15 protein-coding genes are annotated in these 16,465 nt (G+C 63.4%); 14 read left to right on the top strand and 1 reads right to left on the bottom strand.

Annotated features, from left to right (window positions below; all coding sequences use genetic code 11):
- The 14 genes from JG743_RS12040 to JG743_RS11975 all read left to right on the top strand — a co-directional run bounded on the left by JG743_RS12040 (position 1) and on the right by JG743_RS11975 (position 15,303).
- Complete coding sequence (locus JG743_RS12040; RefSeq protein WP_202300401.1) at positions 1–1,146, top strand: ABC transporter ATP-binding protein; 1,146 nt, start codon at positions 1–3, stop codon at positions 1,144–1,146.
- Entirely contained in the window at positions 1,130–2,056 is a 927-nt protein-coding gene (locus JG743_RS12035; protein ID WP_202300400.1) for an ABC transporter permease, read from the top strand. The genes JG743_RS12040 and JG743_RS12035 overlap by 17 nt, the downstream gene beginning before the upstream one ends.
- The gene (locus JG743_RS12030) at positions 2,046–2,852 is read left to right on the top strand and encodes an ABC transporter permease (protein ID WP_202300399.1); all 807 of its coding nucleotides are present in this window, start codon (positions 2,046–2,048) and stop codon (positions 2,850–2,852) included. Before JG743_RS12035 ends, JG743_RS12030 begins: the two co-directional genes overlap by 11 nt.
- A gap of 25 nt (positions 2,853–2,877) precedes the next feature.
- Positions 2,878–3,909, top strand: coding sequence for an extracellular solute-binding protein (locus JG743_RS12025; RefSeq protein ID WP_202300398.1), 1,032 nt, complete (start codon positions 2,878–2,880; stop codon positions 3,907–3,909).
- A 73-nt stretch (positions 3,910–3,982) separates the two neighbouring features.
- Complete coding sequence (gene ggt / locus JG743_RS12020; RefSeq protein ID WP_202300397.1) at positions 3,983–5,569, top strand: gamma-glutamyltransferase; 1,587 nt, start codon at positions 3,983–3,985, stop codon at positions 5,567–5,569.
- Between the two features lie 273 nt (positions 5,570–5,842).
- Positions 5,843–6,811: an NUDIX hydrolase gene (locus JG743_RS12015; RefSeq protein WP_202300396.1), complete on the top strand. Its 969-nt coding sequence runs from the start codon at positions 5,843–5,845 to the stop codon at positions 6,809–6,811.
- A gap of 66 nt (positions 6,812–6,877) precedes the next feature.
- Positions 6,878–7,852: a quinolinate synthase NadA gene (gene nadA, locus JG743_RS12010; protein ID WP_202300395.1), complete on the top strand. Its 975-nt coding sequence runs from the start codon at positions 6,878–6,880 to the stop codon at positions 7,850–7,852.
- Complete coding sequence (locus JG743_RS12005; RefSeq protein WP_202300394.1) at positions 7,849–9,384, top strand: L-aspartate oxidase; 1,536 nt, start codon at positions 7,849–7,851, stop codon at positions 9,382–9,384. Before nadA ends, JG743_RS12005 begins: the two co-directional genes overlap by 4 nt.
- The gene (gene nadC, locus JG743_RS12000; RefSeq protein ID WP_202302588.1) at positions 9,384–10,238 is read left to right on the top strand and encodes a carboxylating nicotinate-nucleotide diphosphorylase; all 855 of its coding nucleotides are present in this window, start codon (positions 9,384–9,386) and stop codon (positions 10,236–10,238) included. The genes JG743_RS12005 and nadC overlap by 1 nt, the downstream gene beginning before the upstream one ends.
- Before the next feature lie 44 nt (positions 10,239–10,282).
- The gene (bioB, locus tag JG743_RS11995; RefSeq protein WP_244673121.1) at positions 10,283–11,290 is read left to right on the top strand and encodes a biotin synthase BioB; all 1,008 of its coding nucleotides are present in this window, start codon (positions 10,283–10,285) and stop codon (positions 11,288–11,290) included.
- Complete coding sequence (locus tag JG743_RS11990) at positions 11,287–12,426, top strand: 8-amino-7-oxononanoate synthase (protein ID WP_202300393.1); 1,140 nt, start codon at positions 11,287–11,289, stop codon at positions 12,424–12,426. Before bioB ends, JG743_RS11990 begins: the two co-directional genes overlap by 4 nt.
- Positions 12,423–13,058, top strand: a complete 636-nt coding sequence (bioD, locus tag JG743_RS11985; protein ID WP_202300392.1) for a dethiobiotin synthase — start codon at positions 12,423–12,425, stop codon at positions 13,056–13,058. The genes JG743_RS11990 and bioD overlap by 4 nt, the downstream gene beginning before the upstream one ends.
- On the top strand, positions 13,058–14,323 hold the full coding sequence (locus tag JG743_RS11980) for an adenosylmethionine--8-amino-7-oxononanoate transaminase (protein ID WP_202300391.1): 1,266 nt from the start codon (positions 13,058–13,060) through the stop codon (positions 14,321–14,323). The genes bioD and JG743_RS11980 overlap by 1 nt, the downstream gene beginning before the upstream one ends.
- On the top strand, positions 14,320–15,303 hold the full coding sequence (locus tag JG743_RS11975) for a beta-ketoacyl-ACP synthase III (RefSeq protein ID WP_202300390.1): 984 nt from the start codon (positions 14,320–14,322) through the stop codon (positions 15,301–15,303). Before JG743_RS11980 ends, JG743_RS11975 begins: the two co-directional genes overlap by 4 nt.
- 144 nt (positions 15,304–15,447) lie before the next feature.
- Here the strand turns inward: JG743_RS11975 and JG743_RS11970 are convergent, their stop codons facing one another.
- Entirely contained in the window at positions 15,448–16,350 is a 903-nt protein-coding gene (locus tag JG743_RS11970; RefSeq protein WP_202300389.1) for a GNAT family N-acetyltransferase, read from the bottom strand.
- Positions 16,351–16,465 lie beyond the last annotated feature (115 nt).

The raw sequence follows: 16,465 nt of genomic DNA, 5'->3' as shown, positions 1-16,465 counted from the left end.
ATGTTGGCATTGTCCCAACCCACCCAACCGCAAACCGCGGGTCGTCGCCTAGCGATCCAGGCGATTGGCCTGCATAAGAGTTATGGCACCGGCGCCTCGGCCTTTCTGGCGCTTGATGATGTGTCGATCGACATTGCCGAAAACGAGTTCTTTACGTTGCTGGGTCCGTCCGGCTGCGGAAAAACCACGCTTTTGAGACTGATCGCCGGGTTCAACTTTCCGACCAATGGACAAATCCTGCTTCGTGGCAAGGACATTGCGGCGCTTCCGCCGTTTCGGCGGCCAATCAACACGGTTTTCCAGAACTACGCACTCTTTCCCCACATGTCTGTCGCCGAGAACATCGGTTTCGGACTGAAAATGCTGGGCTGGACGAAGTCCAGGATCGTGGATCGCGTGGCCGCGATGCTGAAACTTGTGCGGATGGAAACGCTTGCCGACCGGCGGACCAGTGAGATCTCCGGCGGGCAACAGCAGCGTGTCGCCCTGGCCCGCGCTCTGGCTCCGCAACCGGAAGTGCTTTTGTTGGATGAGCCGCTGTCGGCCCTGGACTACAAGCTGAGAAAGGAGATGCAGGTCGAATTGAAGCGACTCCAAACCGAAACCGGCATCACGTTTGTTTTCGTGACGCACGATCAGGAGGAGGCCCTGGCGATGTCCGATCGCATTGCCGTCATGAATCGTGGGCGGGTGCTCCAGGTTGGCCGTCCGAGGGAAATCTACAACGCTCCGGTGGACAGGTTCGTCGCCGACTTCATCGGTGAATCGAACATTCTGAGCGGCCGGCTTGTCGGGCAGGCCGCTCCGGATGCTCACCGGGTCAAGATTGCTGGCGCTGTCACCACCGCTTACGGCAAAGCCGGAACTTCCGGCGACGGGACGGTTCAGGTCCTCATTCGCCCCGAACATGTCGACGTCCTCGACTCCCCGTCACCGGACTGCATTCCTGCGGTCATCGAGGGCGAGGTTTTCGTTGGGACGGACACACGCCTTCAACTGCGCCTGAACGACGGTTCGACGTTCACGGCGCGCCTGACCAACAGCCCGGAACAAGAGAAAGTCAGGACGTCTGGCACACAGGTGTGGCTGCGAATTCATGGCCATAGCGCCCGGCTGCTCGGAGGCGAACATGTCCAGCATGACTGAGATGGCGGCCACACGCCGAACCGCCGAAAGCCGGCGCCGCTGGTTGCTCAAGGCACCGGCCCTCGTGACCATCGTGATCGCCTCTGTAGGCCCGCTTGCAGTGATGCTTGTCTATTCGGTGATGGCAAAGGGCGCCTTCGGCGGGGTCGCGCTCGGTCAGTTCAGTCTCGATGGCTGGATGAACGTCTTTGTGGAGCGGGATCCCTTTGACGACACGCTCGTATTGGCCGATGCCAATCTCATCATCTTCTGGCGTTCCATCAAACTGGCGCTGGTAACGACGCTAGCCACGCTGCTCGTCGGCTTCCCGACCGCCTATTACATCGCGACCCGGGCCGAGCAGGTCCGGTCGCAATGGATGCTGCTGATCACGATCCCCTTTTGGACAAATCTTCTGATCCGCACCTTCGCGATCATGGGCATCCTGTCCAATCAGGGGCCGATCAACAATATCCTCATTTGGGCCGGGTTGATCGACAAGCCCATGCAGATGCTGTTCACGGACGGGGCGGTTCTCCTGGGACTCGTCTACGTCTACCTGCCACTCATGGTGCTGCCGATCTATGCGAGCCTCGAGCGGATGGATTTCAACCTTGTAGAGGCAGGATACGATCTTTATGCGACGCGCTCAAAGGTGCTTTGGCATATCGTCATCCCCTCCTGCAAGCCGGGCCTGATCGCCGGATCGATCCTCGTCTTCATCCCCGCAATTGGTGCCTATGTGACGCCACGGGTCTTGGGCGGGGGGAAGAACATGATGATGGGCAACCTGATCGAACTGCAGTTCGGTCAGGGTCGAAACTGGCCCCTCGGCGCAGCACTGTCCATCTGCCTCCTGCTGATCGTGACAGTAGCGCTCATCATCTACATCCGCGGAAGTTCGGGTAAGGAGAATGCGCATGGCCGCTAGTCAGCACGCCTTCGATCTGAAGGCGCAGCCAGGCTTCGGCATTATTGCGCGATCGGCGATCGTCGCTCTCTATTTGCCGATCGTCATCCTCGTCGTGTTCGCCTTCAACGCGACCTCCTCGCTCGGTGTCTGGGGCGGCTTCTCGTTCGATTGGTTCGTCAAGGCTTGGCACAACGACCTGATCATCAGTGCAGCCCTCTTCTCTTTGTTTCTTGCGACCGTGGCCGGCGTCCTGGCGACGGTCATGGCCACGATGGCTGCCATCGCCATGACCCGAACCGACGCCTATCGCGGGCACCTGATCTCCTATGCCCTGATCAACCAGCCTCTGATTGTTCCTGAAATCGTAACGGCCATTTCGCTTCTGATCGTGTTCGCCGCGGTCAAGTCGGCAACCGGCTACTCTGGAACCGGCTATCTGATCTTGGCGCACACGGCGTTCTGCATCCCGTTTGCCTATCTGCCGATCCGCGCCCGGCTGGAAGGCATGGATCTGACTCTCGAAACTGCGGCGGCCGATCTCTATGCGGACCCGTGGAAGACCTTCCTGCATGTGACACTTCCGAGACTGGCGCCCGGGATCATAGCGGGTTTCATGCTGGCCTTCGTTATTTCCCTGGATGATGTCGTCATCACCGACCTTGTGAAGTCCGGCGGACAGGAAACCTTGCCGACTTACATGCTGGGTCAGATCCGTCGTGACATGACCCCCGAAGTCAATGCTGCCGCCACCATGCTCTTGGTGCCCTCGATCCTTCTGGTGACGGCCGTGCATCTGATCAACCGCAAAAAATAATCAACCTTACAGAGGAGTGACAAGCATGCGATCCATATTGACGACGCTGACAACGGCGATGCTGCTCGCGGTAGCAAGTTCAGCGGCCCTCGCAGAGGAAGAACTGAGCCTCTATAACTGGGGCAATTACACCAGCCCGGAACTTCTGGAAAAATTCAAGAAGGAAACCGGCATCAAGGTCACAGTGACGGACTACGACTCCAACGACACCGCGCTGTCCAAGGTTAGGGCGGGCGGCTCGGGTTTTGACATGGTGGTTCCGTCGGCCAATTTCGTGCCGATCTGGATCAAGGAGGGCCTTCTCCTTGAATCCCGGCCCGACCAGATGCCGAATTTCAAGAATGTCGACGAACGCTGGGTGAATGTCAGCTGGGATCCGGGCCGTCATTACTCTGTGCCGTGGCAGTGGGGCATGACTGGGCCGGTCGTTGCCACTTCCTTTTGCAAGGGTGACATCAACACCAGCGCAATCTGGCTCGATCCGCCGCAGGAACTGAAGGGCAAGATCAATGTCGTGCCCGAGAAGAACGATGTTCTCTATGCCGCCATCCGGTACATGGGCGGCACTTGGTGCACCGAAGACAAGACACTCCTGAAGAAGGTTCGAGACAAGCTGCTCGAAGCCAAGAAGTCCTGGGTCTCGATGGATTACGGCATCGAAAAGATGGACAGCCGCGATACGCTGGCCCAGCTTTACTACAATGGCGCGGCATTCCGGGCGCGGCAGGTCAATGCAGACGTAAAGCTCGGCTTCCCCAAGGAAGGCTATTCGCTGTTTATGGACAGTGTAGCAATCCTCGCCGACGCGCCGCATCCGGAAAACGCCAAGAAGTTCCTGAACTTCATCATGGCGCCCGAAAACGCGGCCCTGATTTCGAACTTCGCGACCTATGCCAACGGCATCAAGGGCTCGAGCCAATTCATGCGTGACAACATCAAGGCCGCGCCTGAGCTGAACATTCCAGCGGAGTATGTTGCCGCCGGCGGCTGGCAGGAAGTCTGCCCCGCCGAGGTGGACGAACTCTATACCCGCATCTGGACCGACCTGATGAAGTGATGCGCGTGCTCCGGCGGAGGTCCATCCTCCGCCGGGGCCCCCGAAACTCAATTGTCCAGAGGCCCTAGCAGACATGCGTGACTTCCAGCTACCCGGGCGTTCACCCGTTCGAACGACCGGCGCAATGGCCGCGACGTCCCACCCTCTCTCCACGCAGGCAGCTGTCGAAATGTTGCGCGCAGGTGGCAACGCCGTGGATGCGGCCGTTTGCGCAAGCGCCGTGCAAGCGGTCGTCGAGCCCCAATCGACCGGGATCGGTGGCGATTGCTTCGTGCTGTATTGCCCAGGTGGTTTGGACGAGGTGATAGCGCTTAATGGCTCCGGGCGAGCTCCGGCCGCGGCTTCCATCGATCGCTTTCGGTCCATGGGAATGGCGGAAGTCCCGACCCATGGACCCCATTCCGTCTCGATTCCGGGCGCAATCGACGCCTGGGACCGGCTGATCCGGGATCGTGGCAGAAAGACGCTGGCCGATGTGCTCGCTCCCGCCATTCACTATGCCGAGAAGGGCTATGTGGTGCACGACCGCGTGGCCTTCGACTGGCAGGCGGCCAAGGTCCTGCTGGAGCAGGACGAGCATTCAGCTGCAATCTTCCTGCGCAACGGCCGGGCACTCGAGGCAGGCGACATACACGTCCAGCCGGCATTGGCTGCCACCCTGCAGCGCGTGGCCGAACGGGGCCGGAAGGGCTTTTACGAAGGACCGGTGGCGGAGGCCATGGTCGCACGGTTGCAGGAACTGGGCGGCCTGCATTCCCTTGCTGACTTCGCCGCGACCAGCTGCGACTACGTCAGTTCTGTTTCTGTCGATTACCGCGGCTATCGCGTGCACCAGATGCCGCCGAACAATCAAGGCCTGACCGCGCTCCTGATGCTGAACATCGTTGCCCAGGACGATTTGTCATCAGTCGACCCGAACGATGCACGGCGTTTCCATTTGGAGCTGGAGGCGGCGCGGCTTGCCTATCGCGAGCGGGACAACCGCCTGGGCGACCTTGATCCCTCAAGCCCGGTGATCGAATCCCTTCTGTCGAAGGGCCATGCCGCCCGCCTGCGCCAGAAAATCTGCATGAACCGCGCAATGACCGATCTTCCCGAAGTCAAACTCAGGCGGTCGGACACTGTCTATATTTCGGTGGTGGACGAGGATCGCAACGCCATCAGCTTCATCAATTCGACCTATGATTCCTTCGGCAGCGGAATTACCTGCCCCTCGACCGGCATCGTCCTGCAAAATCGGGCTTCGAGCTTCCGCATGGATCCGAACCATACCAATGCGCTGGCACCCGGCAAGCGGCCGATGCACACGATCATGCCCGGTATGCTCACCAGGAATGGCCGTGCCGTCATGCCCTTCGGCGTGATGGGCGGCGATTTCCAGCCGATGGGTCATGTTCACTTTCTGACCAACATCCTGGATTTCGGCATGGATGTGCAGGCCGCGCTCGATAGTCCCCGCCTCTTCCATACGCAGGGGAGTATCAAGGCGGAAAGAGGCCTTTCCGACGCCACCGCAAGGGAATTGCAGGCGCTTGGACACAAGGTGGAGGAAGCACCGGAACCTTTCGGAGGCGGACAGGCCGTTTGGATCGACTGGGAAATGGGTACGCTGACGGGAGCCTCGGATCATCGCAAGGATGGAATGGCTTCAGGCTACTAGACAGGACGCGCTGCGCTATATGAGTGAATGAGTCCAACTTTGGTCATGGCAAGGGCATCCCGCTGATTCACGACACCTTGCAGTGCAAACCCGTTGATATCCAAGCCACAGGGATGCCTGACTTCGAGGTCCATATCGCTCTCGGCGGCGACGCCCATCCAAGCCCACGCTTCTGCAATCCGGGCAGCCGTTGACGACCTGCGACGTACAGTCCAATTTCGCGGCGATCCGATCCATCCTCTCCGGCGGACATATCGAAACGCTCAGGCGAACATGCAGGACCAAGCTTCGGCCGACGGAACAGAACGATCTTCGGACAGAGGCCATGGCGCTACCGTGGATCTTATCGCGGTGGTTGTGGCGGTGACGGACCAGGGACCGAGCGTCCTTACCGTCGGCCAAGCCAATGCCCTGCCGTCAGGGCCGTTCGAGCTCGGCCATCGCTCGCTCCAATTCGGCCTGAGGGCATGGGTGGAACGCCAGACCGGCCACCAGCTCGGCTATATCGAGCAGCTCTACACATTCGCTGACAGAGACCGGATCGGCGAGCAGCGTCAACAGCGCGTGATCTCGATCAGCTACCTTGCCCTGGCGCGCACAGAGCACGCAGCCGGCTCCAGCAAGCGCGCATGGCGGAGCTGGTACGACTATTTCCCCTGGGAAGATCACCGTGCCGGAATCCCGTCGCTGGTCGCCGACGTTCTACAGCCACCGCTGCTGGCTTGGGCGGACGGCGCTGGCCAGGACTATGTGAGGCGCGAGCGCCGGCAGCGGGCTGCGATCGCCTTTGGCTTTGACGGCCGCGACTGGAACGAGGAACTCGTTCTGCAGCGTTACGAGCTTCTCTACGAGGCGGCTTTGGTCGAAGAAGCTCTGCGTGGGCCGAGCCGGATAACAGCTTCGCCCCTGCCCGGGATATCCATGACCGCAGACCATCGCCGGATCCTGGCGACGGGGATCGCGCGGTTGCGCTCCAAGATCAAATACCGGCCTGTCGTGTTCGAGCTGCTGCCGCCCGTCTTCACCCTACTGCAACTGCAACGTACCGTGGAGGCGCTGTCCGGAAGGCTCGTCCATAAGCCGAACTTCCGTCGTCTCATCGAACAGCAGGAACTTGTCGAGGAGACGGGAGCGACAACAGCCGACACTGTCGGCCGGCCGGCGAAGCTCTTCCGCTTCCGCCACGCCGTTCTCGATGAGCGGGTTGTCGCAGGGACGAAATTGCCATTATCGCGCGCTTGACAGGACTTATTCTCATACTAAGAATATATCCAAATTATACTCATATAGAGAATAATTGGAGCGCTCATGCCCGTTTCGCTTTCGACCGCCGCGTCCCTCTACGACCGCGTGCGGCGGGTCATCCCGCCGATCGAATGGCCAGCTTTCACTGATGACATCGACGCCATCCTGACGCTGAAGCGGCAGCGAAACGCGGTCATCCTGGCGCACAACTATCAGACGCCGGAGATCTTCCATTGCGTCGCCGATATCGTCGGCGACAGCCTGGCGCTTGCCCGCAAGGCGATGTCGACTGAGGCGGACGTCATTGTGCTGGCCGGCGTGCATTTCATGGCCGAGACGGCGAAGCTGCTCAACCCTGACAAGACCGTGCTCATTCCCGACCTGCGCGCAGGCTGTTCACTGGCGGACTCCATTACCGCCGAGGACATTCGGCTGCTGCGGCAACGCTACCCGGGCGTGCCGGTCGTCACCTACGTCAACACATCGGCCGAAGTGAAAGCCGAGTCCGACATCTGCTGCACCTCCGGCAATGCCAAGGCCGTCGTCGAGTCCCTCGGCGTTCCCCGTGTGATCATGCTGCCGGACGAGTATCTGGCCCAGAACATCGCCGCCCAGACCGACGTGAAGATCATCGCCTGGAAAGGGCATTGCGAGGTGCATGAGCGTTTTACGCCTGCCGACATCCGCGAACTGCGCGAAAGCCATCCTGGCGTGACGGTGCTGGCGCATCCCGAATGCCCGCCGGAAGTCGTCGCGGAAGCTGACTTCTCCGGTTCGACTGCCGCCATGTCGGAGTATGTCGGAAGACAAAAACCGCCCCGCGTCGTACTGATGACCGAGTGCTCGATGAGCGACAACGTCGCGGTCGAGCATCCCGAGGTCGAGTTCATCCGGCCCTGCAATTTGTGCCCGCATATGAAGCGGATAACGCTCGCCAACATCCGTGCGGCGCTCGAGCAGAACCGCCATGCGGTGACCATCGCACCTGAAATTGCCGGGCGCGCGCGGCTGGCCGTCGAGCGGATGCTTGCCGTATGAGCATGGACGTCCACCATCTCGCCGGCCGGCCGGTGATCATCGGCGGCGGCATAGCCGGGCTGATGACCGCGTTGCATCTGGCGCCCGAGCCGGTGCTTCTCCTGTCGAGGTCGCCACTGGGTGCTGACGCCTCCAGCACATGGGCACAGGGCGGCCTCGCCGCAAGCCTCGGCGGAGACGACGATCCGGAACTGCACCTTGCCGACACGCTCGCCGCCGGCGACGGGCTTTGCAACAGGGACATGGCGAGCCTCATCCTCAACGCCGCGCCCGGGGCGATCGAGCGGCTTGCGGGTTTCGGCGTCCGCTTCGACCGCATGCCGGACGGGACCTTGCGCCTTGGGCTGGAGGCCGCGCACAGCCGGCGTCGCATCGTCCACGCCGATGGCGACGGCAGCGGGCGCGAGGTCATGCGCGCCCTGGTCGCGGCGGTACGCTCGACGCCGACAATAGAGGTGGTCGAGGGCAACGAAGCCCGCCGATTGGCGGTGGACGATGGCAGGATCGCCGGCGTTCTGGCGAGCAGCCCGACAGGACCAGTGTTCTTTGCCACGGGACGGATCATCCTCGCCACCGGCGGGATCGGCGGCCTGTTCCTCGACAGCACCAATCCCCTGGGCAGCTGCGGCCAGGGCCTGACACTCGCGGCGCGTGCCGGTGCTACTCTTGCCGATCTGGAATTCATCCAGTTCCATCCGACCGCGCTGGATGGGTCGGAACGTCCGATGACGCTGATCAGCGAGGCTGTTCGCGGCGAAGGCGCAACATTGGTCGACGAGACAGGGCGCCGGTTCCTCGATGGCGTGCAAGGGGCGGAACTTGCGCCGCGCGACGTGTTGGCGCGCGCCGTTTGGAACCATCTTGCCAACGGCCACCGCGTCTTTCTCGATGTATGGGAAAGGCCCGGCCCGGCATTCGCGCGGCAGTTCCCGACGATCGCGTCGGCCTGCAGCAAGGCCGGTATCGATCCGGCGCACGACCTCATTCCCGTTCGCCCCGCCCAGCACTACCACATGGGTGGTGTCGCCGTGGACGGCTTGGGCCGCACGTCCGTTGCGGGGCTCTGGGCTTGCGGCGAAGTCGCCTCGACCGGGCTGCACGGCGCCAACAGGCTCGCCAGCAACTCCCTGACCGAGGCCGTCGTCTGCGCGCGATGGGTGGCAGAAAGTGTGGCGGGAACCCCTCCCCGCCGAACAAAGCAGGCGATCGCAAGCGACTGCCCGCCACTCGATCCGGCAGCGGTGCGTCCGCTCCTTTCGCGTGCGCTCGGCGTCGTGCGCGACGGTGAAGGCTTGGTAGCAGCCGCCCGGGCCTTGTTGCCGCTCGCCGAGCGCAACGGCGCGGCATCGGATCCGGCGGCCGTCGGGTTGATGATCGCCGTTGCCGCGTCGCGGCGGCGGGAAAGCCGTGGCGCCCACTACCGTATGGACTTTCCCTATCACGCGACTGTTGCCCGGCGCTCCGAAATCACCCTCGAAGCTGCGCTGGCGGCAGCGCGGGAACTCGAACCCGTGCTGGAAGGCGTCCCATGATGAACCTCCCGCGCCTTCCCGCAATCATGCTCGAGCCTCTGGTCCGGGCAGCTCTGCTCGAAGACCTTGGCAGAGCCGGCGATTTGACCACGGACGCCATCGTGGCGAAGGAACGCCATGCGACGACCGTGCTTGCGGCGCGCCAGCAAGGCATCGTCGCCGGTCTCGATCTGGCGATGCTTGCCTTCAAGCTGATCGATCCGAGTGTCGAGATGACGGTGGAGCGCGCGGACGGCAGCGAAGTCGCGCAGGGCGAGACCATCGCCTCGGTGAGCGGCTCTGCCCGTGCCATTCTCACGGCGGAACGGACAGCGCTCAATTTCCTGTGCCATCTGAGCGGCATCGCCACGGCGACATCATCGATCGTCAATGCGGTCCACGGGCACAAGGCGAAAATCGTCTGCACTCGCAAGACGACACCGGGCTTGCGGGCAGTCGAAAAATACGCGGTGCGCGCCGGCGGCGGCGCCAATCACCGCTTCGGCCTCGATGATGCCATCCTGATCAAGGACAACCACATCGCCATCGCCGGCGGTATCCGCCCGGCAATGGAGCGGGCGCGGATGAGCGTCGGCCATCTCGTCAAGGTCGAAATCGAGGTCGATACGCTGGCCCAGTTGGAAGAGGCCCTGGCGCTTGCCCCTGACGCGGTGCTGCTCGACAATATGTCGCTTGACGAATTGCGCCAGGCAGTAGCACTGGTTGCCGGCCGGGCGATCACCGAGGCGTCAGGCAGGATTTCCGCCACGACGGCGCCGGCCGTCGCCGCGACCGGTGTCGACCTGATTTCCATCGGCTGGTTGACTCACAGCGCCCCGATCCTCGATATCGGCCTCGATTACCGTCAGCTTTGATCGTCGGATCTGACTTTACGCCGCAATAACGCAAGGGGAACAGCATGGAAGTGCACGCAGCGACCTTGGAGAAGACCCTGCCTGAAGCTCAGTCCTTCGACGGCGGCCGGATATGGACCTTGGAAGAGGCGCAAGCGCTCCACGACGCTCCCTTCAACGACCTCTTGTTCCAGGCACAGACCGTTCACCGCCAGAATTTCGACCCCAACAAGGTCCAGCTCAGCCGGCTTCTCAGCATCAGGACGGGCGGCTGCCCGGAGGATTGCGGCTATTGCAGCCAGTCGGCGCACCACGAGAGCGGGTTGAAGGCGTCGAAGCTGATGGAGGTCAGACGGGTCATCGCCGAGGCGACCAAGGCGCGTGACGCCGGCGCCACCCGCTATTGCATGGGTGCTGCCTGGCGAAATCCCAAGGCGCGCGACATGGACGCGGTCGTGGCGATGGTCGAAGGCGTCAAGGCGCTGGGCATGGAGACCTGCATGACGCTCGGCATGCTCGACCTCGGCCAGGCGCAGCGGCTGAAAGAGGCCGGCCTCGACTACTACAACCACAACATCGACACGTCTGAGCGCTACTACTCAGAGATCATCTCGACCCGGACGTTTGCCGACCGCCTGGATACGCTGGCCAATGTCCGCGACAGCGGCATCAAGGTCTGCTGCGGCGGCATTGTCGGCATGGGCGAAGAGCCGGTGGACCGAATCGACATGCTGGTGACGCTGGCCAACCTGCCGGAGCATCCGGAAAGCGTTCCGATCAACATGCTGATCCCGATCGAGGGCACCCCGCTTGCCGACGCCAGGCCGATCGAGCCGATCGAATTCGTGCGCGTGATCGCGCTGGCGCGCATCATGATGCCGAAATCGCATGTGCGTCTGTCCGCCGGCCGCACCGCCATGACCGACGAGATGCAGGCGCTATGCTTCTTTGCCGGCGCCAACTCGATCTTCGTCGGCGACACGCTGCTGACCGCGGGCAATCCCGGCGAGGACAAGGATAGCCTTCTATTCCGCCGTCTCGGCATCGAGCCGATGGAACTCGAGGCGCAATGAACGAGGCGCTGCTTGCCCGCTACGACGCGACCTTGCGCGGACTGGCGCGCAAGGACCGGCTGCGGACGCTGTCGCCACGTGCCGGGCTCGACTTCTCATCGAACGACTATCTCGGCCTCGCCGCCTCGAGGAGGCTTGGCGACGCGGTCGCGGCGGCGATCGCGCGGGGCACACCGGTCGGCGCCACTGGGTCGCGGCTGTTGCGCGGCAACGCACCGGAACACGAGGCCCTGGAGGCGGATGCGGCGGCGTTCTTCGGAACCGAGCGCGCGCTGTTCTTTGGCAGTGGCTACATTGCCAACTTCGCTCTGCTGACCGCGCTGCCGCAGAAGGGCGATCTGCTGGTCCTCGACGAGTTGGCTCATGCCAGCATGCATGAGGGGGCCCGCGCTGGCCGCGCCGAGTTCAAGCTCGCCGCGCACAACGACGTCGATGCTTTCGAGGACGCAATCACGCGCTGGCGCGCCGAAGGCGGCACCGGGCGCGTCTGGATCGTGGTTGAAAGCCTCTACAGCATGGATGGCGACCGCGCCCCGATGGAGGGCCTGGTCGCGCTTGCCGATCGGCACGAGGCCTTCATCGTCGTCGACGAGGCGCATGCCACCGGCGTCTGGGGACCGGAGGGCCGTGGCCTTGCCGCCACTTTCGAGGGCCGCGACAACATCGTCGCGCTCCACACATGCGGCAAGGCGCTCGGCGCGTCCGGCGCACTCGTCACCGGGCCGGCACTGCTGTGCGACTATGTCGTCAACCGCTGCCGCCCATTCATCTACTCCACCGCCCCGTCGCCGCTGATGGCAGTGGCAGTGCGCGAAGCGATTGCCATGCTGTCCGACGAGCCGCAACGCCGTGCCCAGTTGCAGGAGCGCGTTGCCTTCGCGGGCCGCCAATTGGCCGAGCGCTGCGGCGTCACGCCCAGCGGCTCGCAGATCCAGCCCTTTGTCATCGGCGACAACAGGCGCACCATGGTGGTGGCGGCGGCGCTGCAGGCGCGCGGCTTCGACATACGCGGCATTCGTCCGCCGACCGTTCCCGAGGGCACATCGCGGCTGCGCATTTCGCTGACGCTCAACGTCGACGAGGCCGACATTTCGGCCATGGTCGAGGCGCTAGTCGCGGTGTTGGCCTCGACATGACCAAGCGCATCGTCATCACCGGAACCGATACCGGCATCGGCAAGACAGTGTTTTCGGCGGGACTGGCTGGCCTGCTCGACGGCTTTTACTGGAAGCCAGTGCAATCGGGCCTCGACGAAGAAACTGACAGCCAGATCGTGGAACGGCTCGCCGGCCTGCCGAAGGGGCGCGTGCTGCCCGAAGTGTATCGCCTGAGGGAGCCGCTGTCGCCGCATCGTTCAGCCGAACTCGATGGCGTCGCGATAGACGTCGCAGAGCTCTCGCTTCCGGACCTGCCGGGTCCGCTCGTCATCGAAGGTGCCGGGGGGCTGATGGTGCCGCTCAACCGGCGCACCAAGTTCATCGACATATTCGCTCAGTGGCGGGTGCCGGTCATCCTCTGCGCCCGAACCAAGCTCGGCACGATCAACCACACCCTCTTGTCGATCGAGGCGCTTAGGGCCCGCTCCATCCCGCTCATCGGCATTGCCTTCATCGGCGATGAGGTGGCCGATACGCAGAGAACAATCGTGGAATTCAGCGGCGTGCGCCAGCTTGGCAGATTGCCGCTGCTCGATCCGCTGACGAGTGGGACGCTGAAGGAAGCGATGGTTGCCGGCTTCGACCTCACTGCGATCGTGGGAGGCGAGTGATGTCGCAGTCTCAAGTCTGGCATCCATTCACGCAGCACGCACTCGAGCCAGCGATCCCTGAAATCGTCCGGACGGAAGGCGCCTACCTCCACGGGGCAGACGGCACGCGCATCCTGGATGCCATTTCCTCCTGGTGGGTCGTCACCCACGGCCACCGCCATCCCCGCATCATCAAGGCCATCGGGACGACCGCGGCGAGCCTCGACCAGATCATCTTCGCCGGTTTCACGCACGAGCCGGCCGAGCGCCTCGCGAAAGCACTCGTCGGCCTCGCTCCGCCCGGCCTCGACTGGGTGTTCTTTTCCGACAGCGGCTCGACCTCGGTCGAGGTCGCGCTGAAGATGGCGCTCGGCTATTTCCGCAACATCGGCGCGCCGCGCTCGCGCATCGTCGTCATGGAGCACAGCTATCATGGCGACACAATCGGCACGATGAGCGTCGGCGCCCGCGGCGTGTTCAACGCCGCCTACGAACCGCTGCTGTTCGAGGTCGACACCATCCCCTTCCCGGCCGCCGGGCGCGAGCAGGAGACGCTGGATCGGTTCGAGGCAGTCTCCCGTGACCGGCACGCCGCCGCGCTGATCGTCGAGCCGCTGGTGCTCGGCGCCGGCGGCATGCTGATGTATCCGGCCTGGGTTCTGGCCGAATTGAAGAAGATCGCCGAGGCCTCCGGCACGCTGCTGATCGCCGACGAGGTGATGACCGGCTGGGGCCGCACCGGGACCACGTTCGCCTGCGAGCAGGCATCCATTTCTCCGGACATCCTGTGCACCTCGAAAGGGCTGACGGGCGGCGTGATCCCGCTGGCCGCCACGCTTGCGACAGATGCCATCTTCCAGGCCCACTATTCGACGGACCGCAAAAAGACGTTTTTCCACTCGAGCTCCTACACGGCCAATCCGATGGCCTGCGCGGCGGCACTCGCCAATGTCGAGATCTGGCATGACGAACCGGTGGCCGAGCGCGTCGCGGCCCTGAGCGGAATGCAGACCGCCGGGCTGCAACGCTTTCGGGACAATCCATACTTTGCCGACTGCCGCGCCACGGGAACGATCGCGGCTCTCGATCTGCGCACCGGCTCCGCCGGCTATCTGGCCGAGATCGGACCGAAGCTGCGCGCATTCTTCCTCGAGCGCGGCCTGCTCGTGCGTCCGCTCGGCAATGTGCTGTATCTCCTGCCGCCCTACTGCGTCACCGGCGAGGAACTGGACGGGCTCTATGATGCCATCGAGGAGGCCGGCGAACGCTTCGGCGCTAAGCCTTGAGCAGATCGTCGACTATTCTCGGCTTCGGCCATCATGCGCCGGCACGCAAGGTCGAGAATCCGGAAATCGAAAACCGTCTCGGGCTCGAACCCGGCTGGATCGAGCGGCGCACCGGGATACGGTCGCGCTTCTGGGCAACCGACGAAGACACGCTGTCGGGCATGGCCGTGCAAGCCGGCGACATGGCGCTGGCGAATGCCGGCATCGACCGTGGCGACATCGGTCTTTTGCTGCTTGCCACCTCGACACCCGATCACCTCTTGCCGCCCAGCGCGCCGCTGGTCGCCCATCGGCTGGGACTCGGCCGCGCCGGCGCGGTCGACCTGACCGGCGCCTGCGCTGGCTTCATCTATGCGCTGATGTTCGCCGACGGGTTCACCCGCCTGCACGGCAAAACGAGCCTTGTCATCGCCGCGAACATCCTCAGCCGCCGCATCAACCCGGCCGAGCGCGCCAGCGCCGTGCTGTTTGCGGATGCCGCCGGCGCCGTGGTGATTGGTCCCTGCGAGGACCAGGACCGGGGCATTCTTGGCGCATCAGTGGATTCCGACGGCTCGCGCTGCGGGCTGATCCAGATTCCGGCCGGCGGGAGCAACACGCCCTTCCATGCCAACCTCGATCTGGCACAGACCCGGATGACCATCACCGATGGCCGCGAAGTGTTCGCCAAGGCCGTCGAGATGATGACTGCCTGCTCACAGGACGCGCTCGCTGCCGCCCGCATGCGGCCGCAAGACATCGACCGGTTTGTGCCCCACCAGGCCAATGCCCGCATTTTTGATGCGGTCGGGCGAAACCTCGGCATTGCCGACCACGCGATCGTCAAGACGATCGCCGAATATGGCAACTCTTCCGCGGCGACGATTCCGCTCTCGCTCTCGCTGACCCATCGGAGCGAGCCGTTTCGGCCCGGTGACAAAATCCTTCTCTCGGCAGCGGGCGCGGGTCTCAGCGGCGGTGCGCTTGTCGTCGGTATTTAGCCGGGCGACGTGTTGGCGTTCGAGGCCTCTGTCGGTATCGGATGAAGAGCGGCGCGACGCAAGCGTCCGGTAAGCGTCCAGGACGTCGGACCTTGACCCGAGGTTGGGCTTGGATAGCCGTTCTCGCCCGCGTTCTCGACTGATCTACCCGAGAGTTTGACTGGCGAGGGCATAGGTCACCGGTGCAGCGGCGCCGCCGACGGCAAATTCGGTGAGGCGTTTGCCCATCGACATGGTGAGCACCGTGTCGAAAACCGGCATTCCGCTGTGCGACAGAAAGGCGGCGAACTCGCCATTATCCATGTGGGTGTCGATCCGCAGGAAAGACCCCAAATGGGCGGCCACATGCGGCCGCACGATCGCCACGGCGTCGGCGTCGTTTTCCGCCACGACGGGCCCCACGACATGGCCCCGCCCGAACGGCCGACAGAGTGCGAAAGCGCTCAGCGTACCACCCTTGAAAAGACCATAGCCGGCCGACTGCGCGAAAAGCCTTTCGATGAGCGCGGCCCGCCTCACGCCAAATCCCGCCGCGTCGAGCGCGATCGCTGCCGGAATATCGCTCGCGTCCAAAGTCCGGACATCGCCTCGCGCATTTGCCGGCCTAGCCGTCGTCTGTATCCGGGCGATACCCTGGCATTGATAAACGGTCTTCTCCGGCTGGAAGTCGAGCGAGAGGTAGAGCCGTCTTGCCGCGCGCGTCGCATTGAGGCGCAGATCGCGCCCGGCGACCTTGTCGAAGACCCGCTTCATCAGCCACTGCCCCGCCCCCAGCGTCTGGAGCCGCGGCGAGGTGATGACCATCCCCACGGTGGCGAAATCGGCGCCATGCGCGAACCACATGGCCGAACCGAGAACCCGGCCGATCTCGTCGAGCGCGACGAACCCCTGTCCCGACTCGCGCAGAAACTGCCAGTCCTCGGCGCGATGCGGCCATCCCACGGACAGCGAGAGCGCGTGCAACCGGTCCAGCTCGACGCCTTCGATGTCGCCGATGCGCATCGAGAAGGTGTCGATTTTCAAGTTTCCGGACGGCTTCAAGTCCATGCCTCTGAAAAATCCCCGCAAATTGACGGGCGACACGCCGCAGCCGCCCTCTGTCCACCAACGCTAAACAAACAGGCCCGTACGATTTGCTCGAAAGCCGCGTGCCAACGCAAGA

It is taken from the genome of Mesorhizobium sp. 131-2-1 (assembly GCF_016756535.1).
Taxonomy (GTDB): Bacteria; Pseudomonadota; Alphaproteobacteria; order Rhizobiales; family Rhizobiaceae; genus Mesorhizobium.
This window is presented reverse-complemented; position numbering and strand designations above follow the sequence as displayed.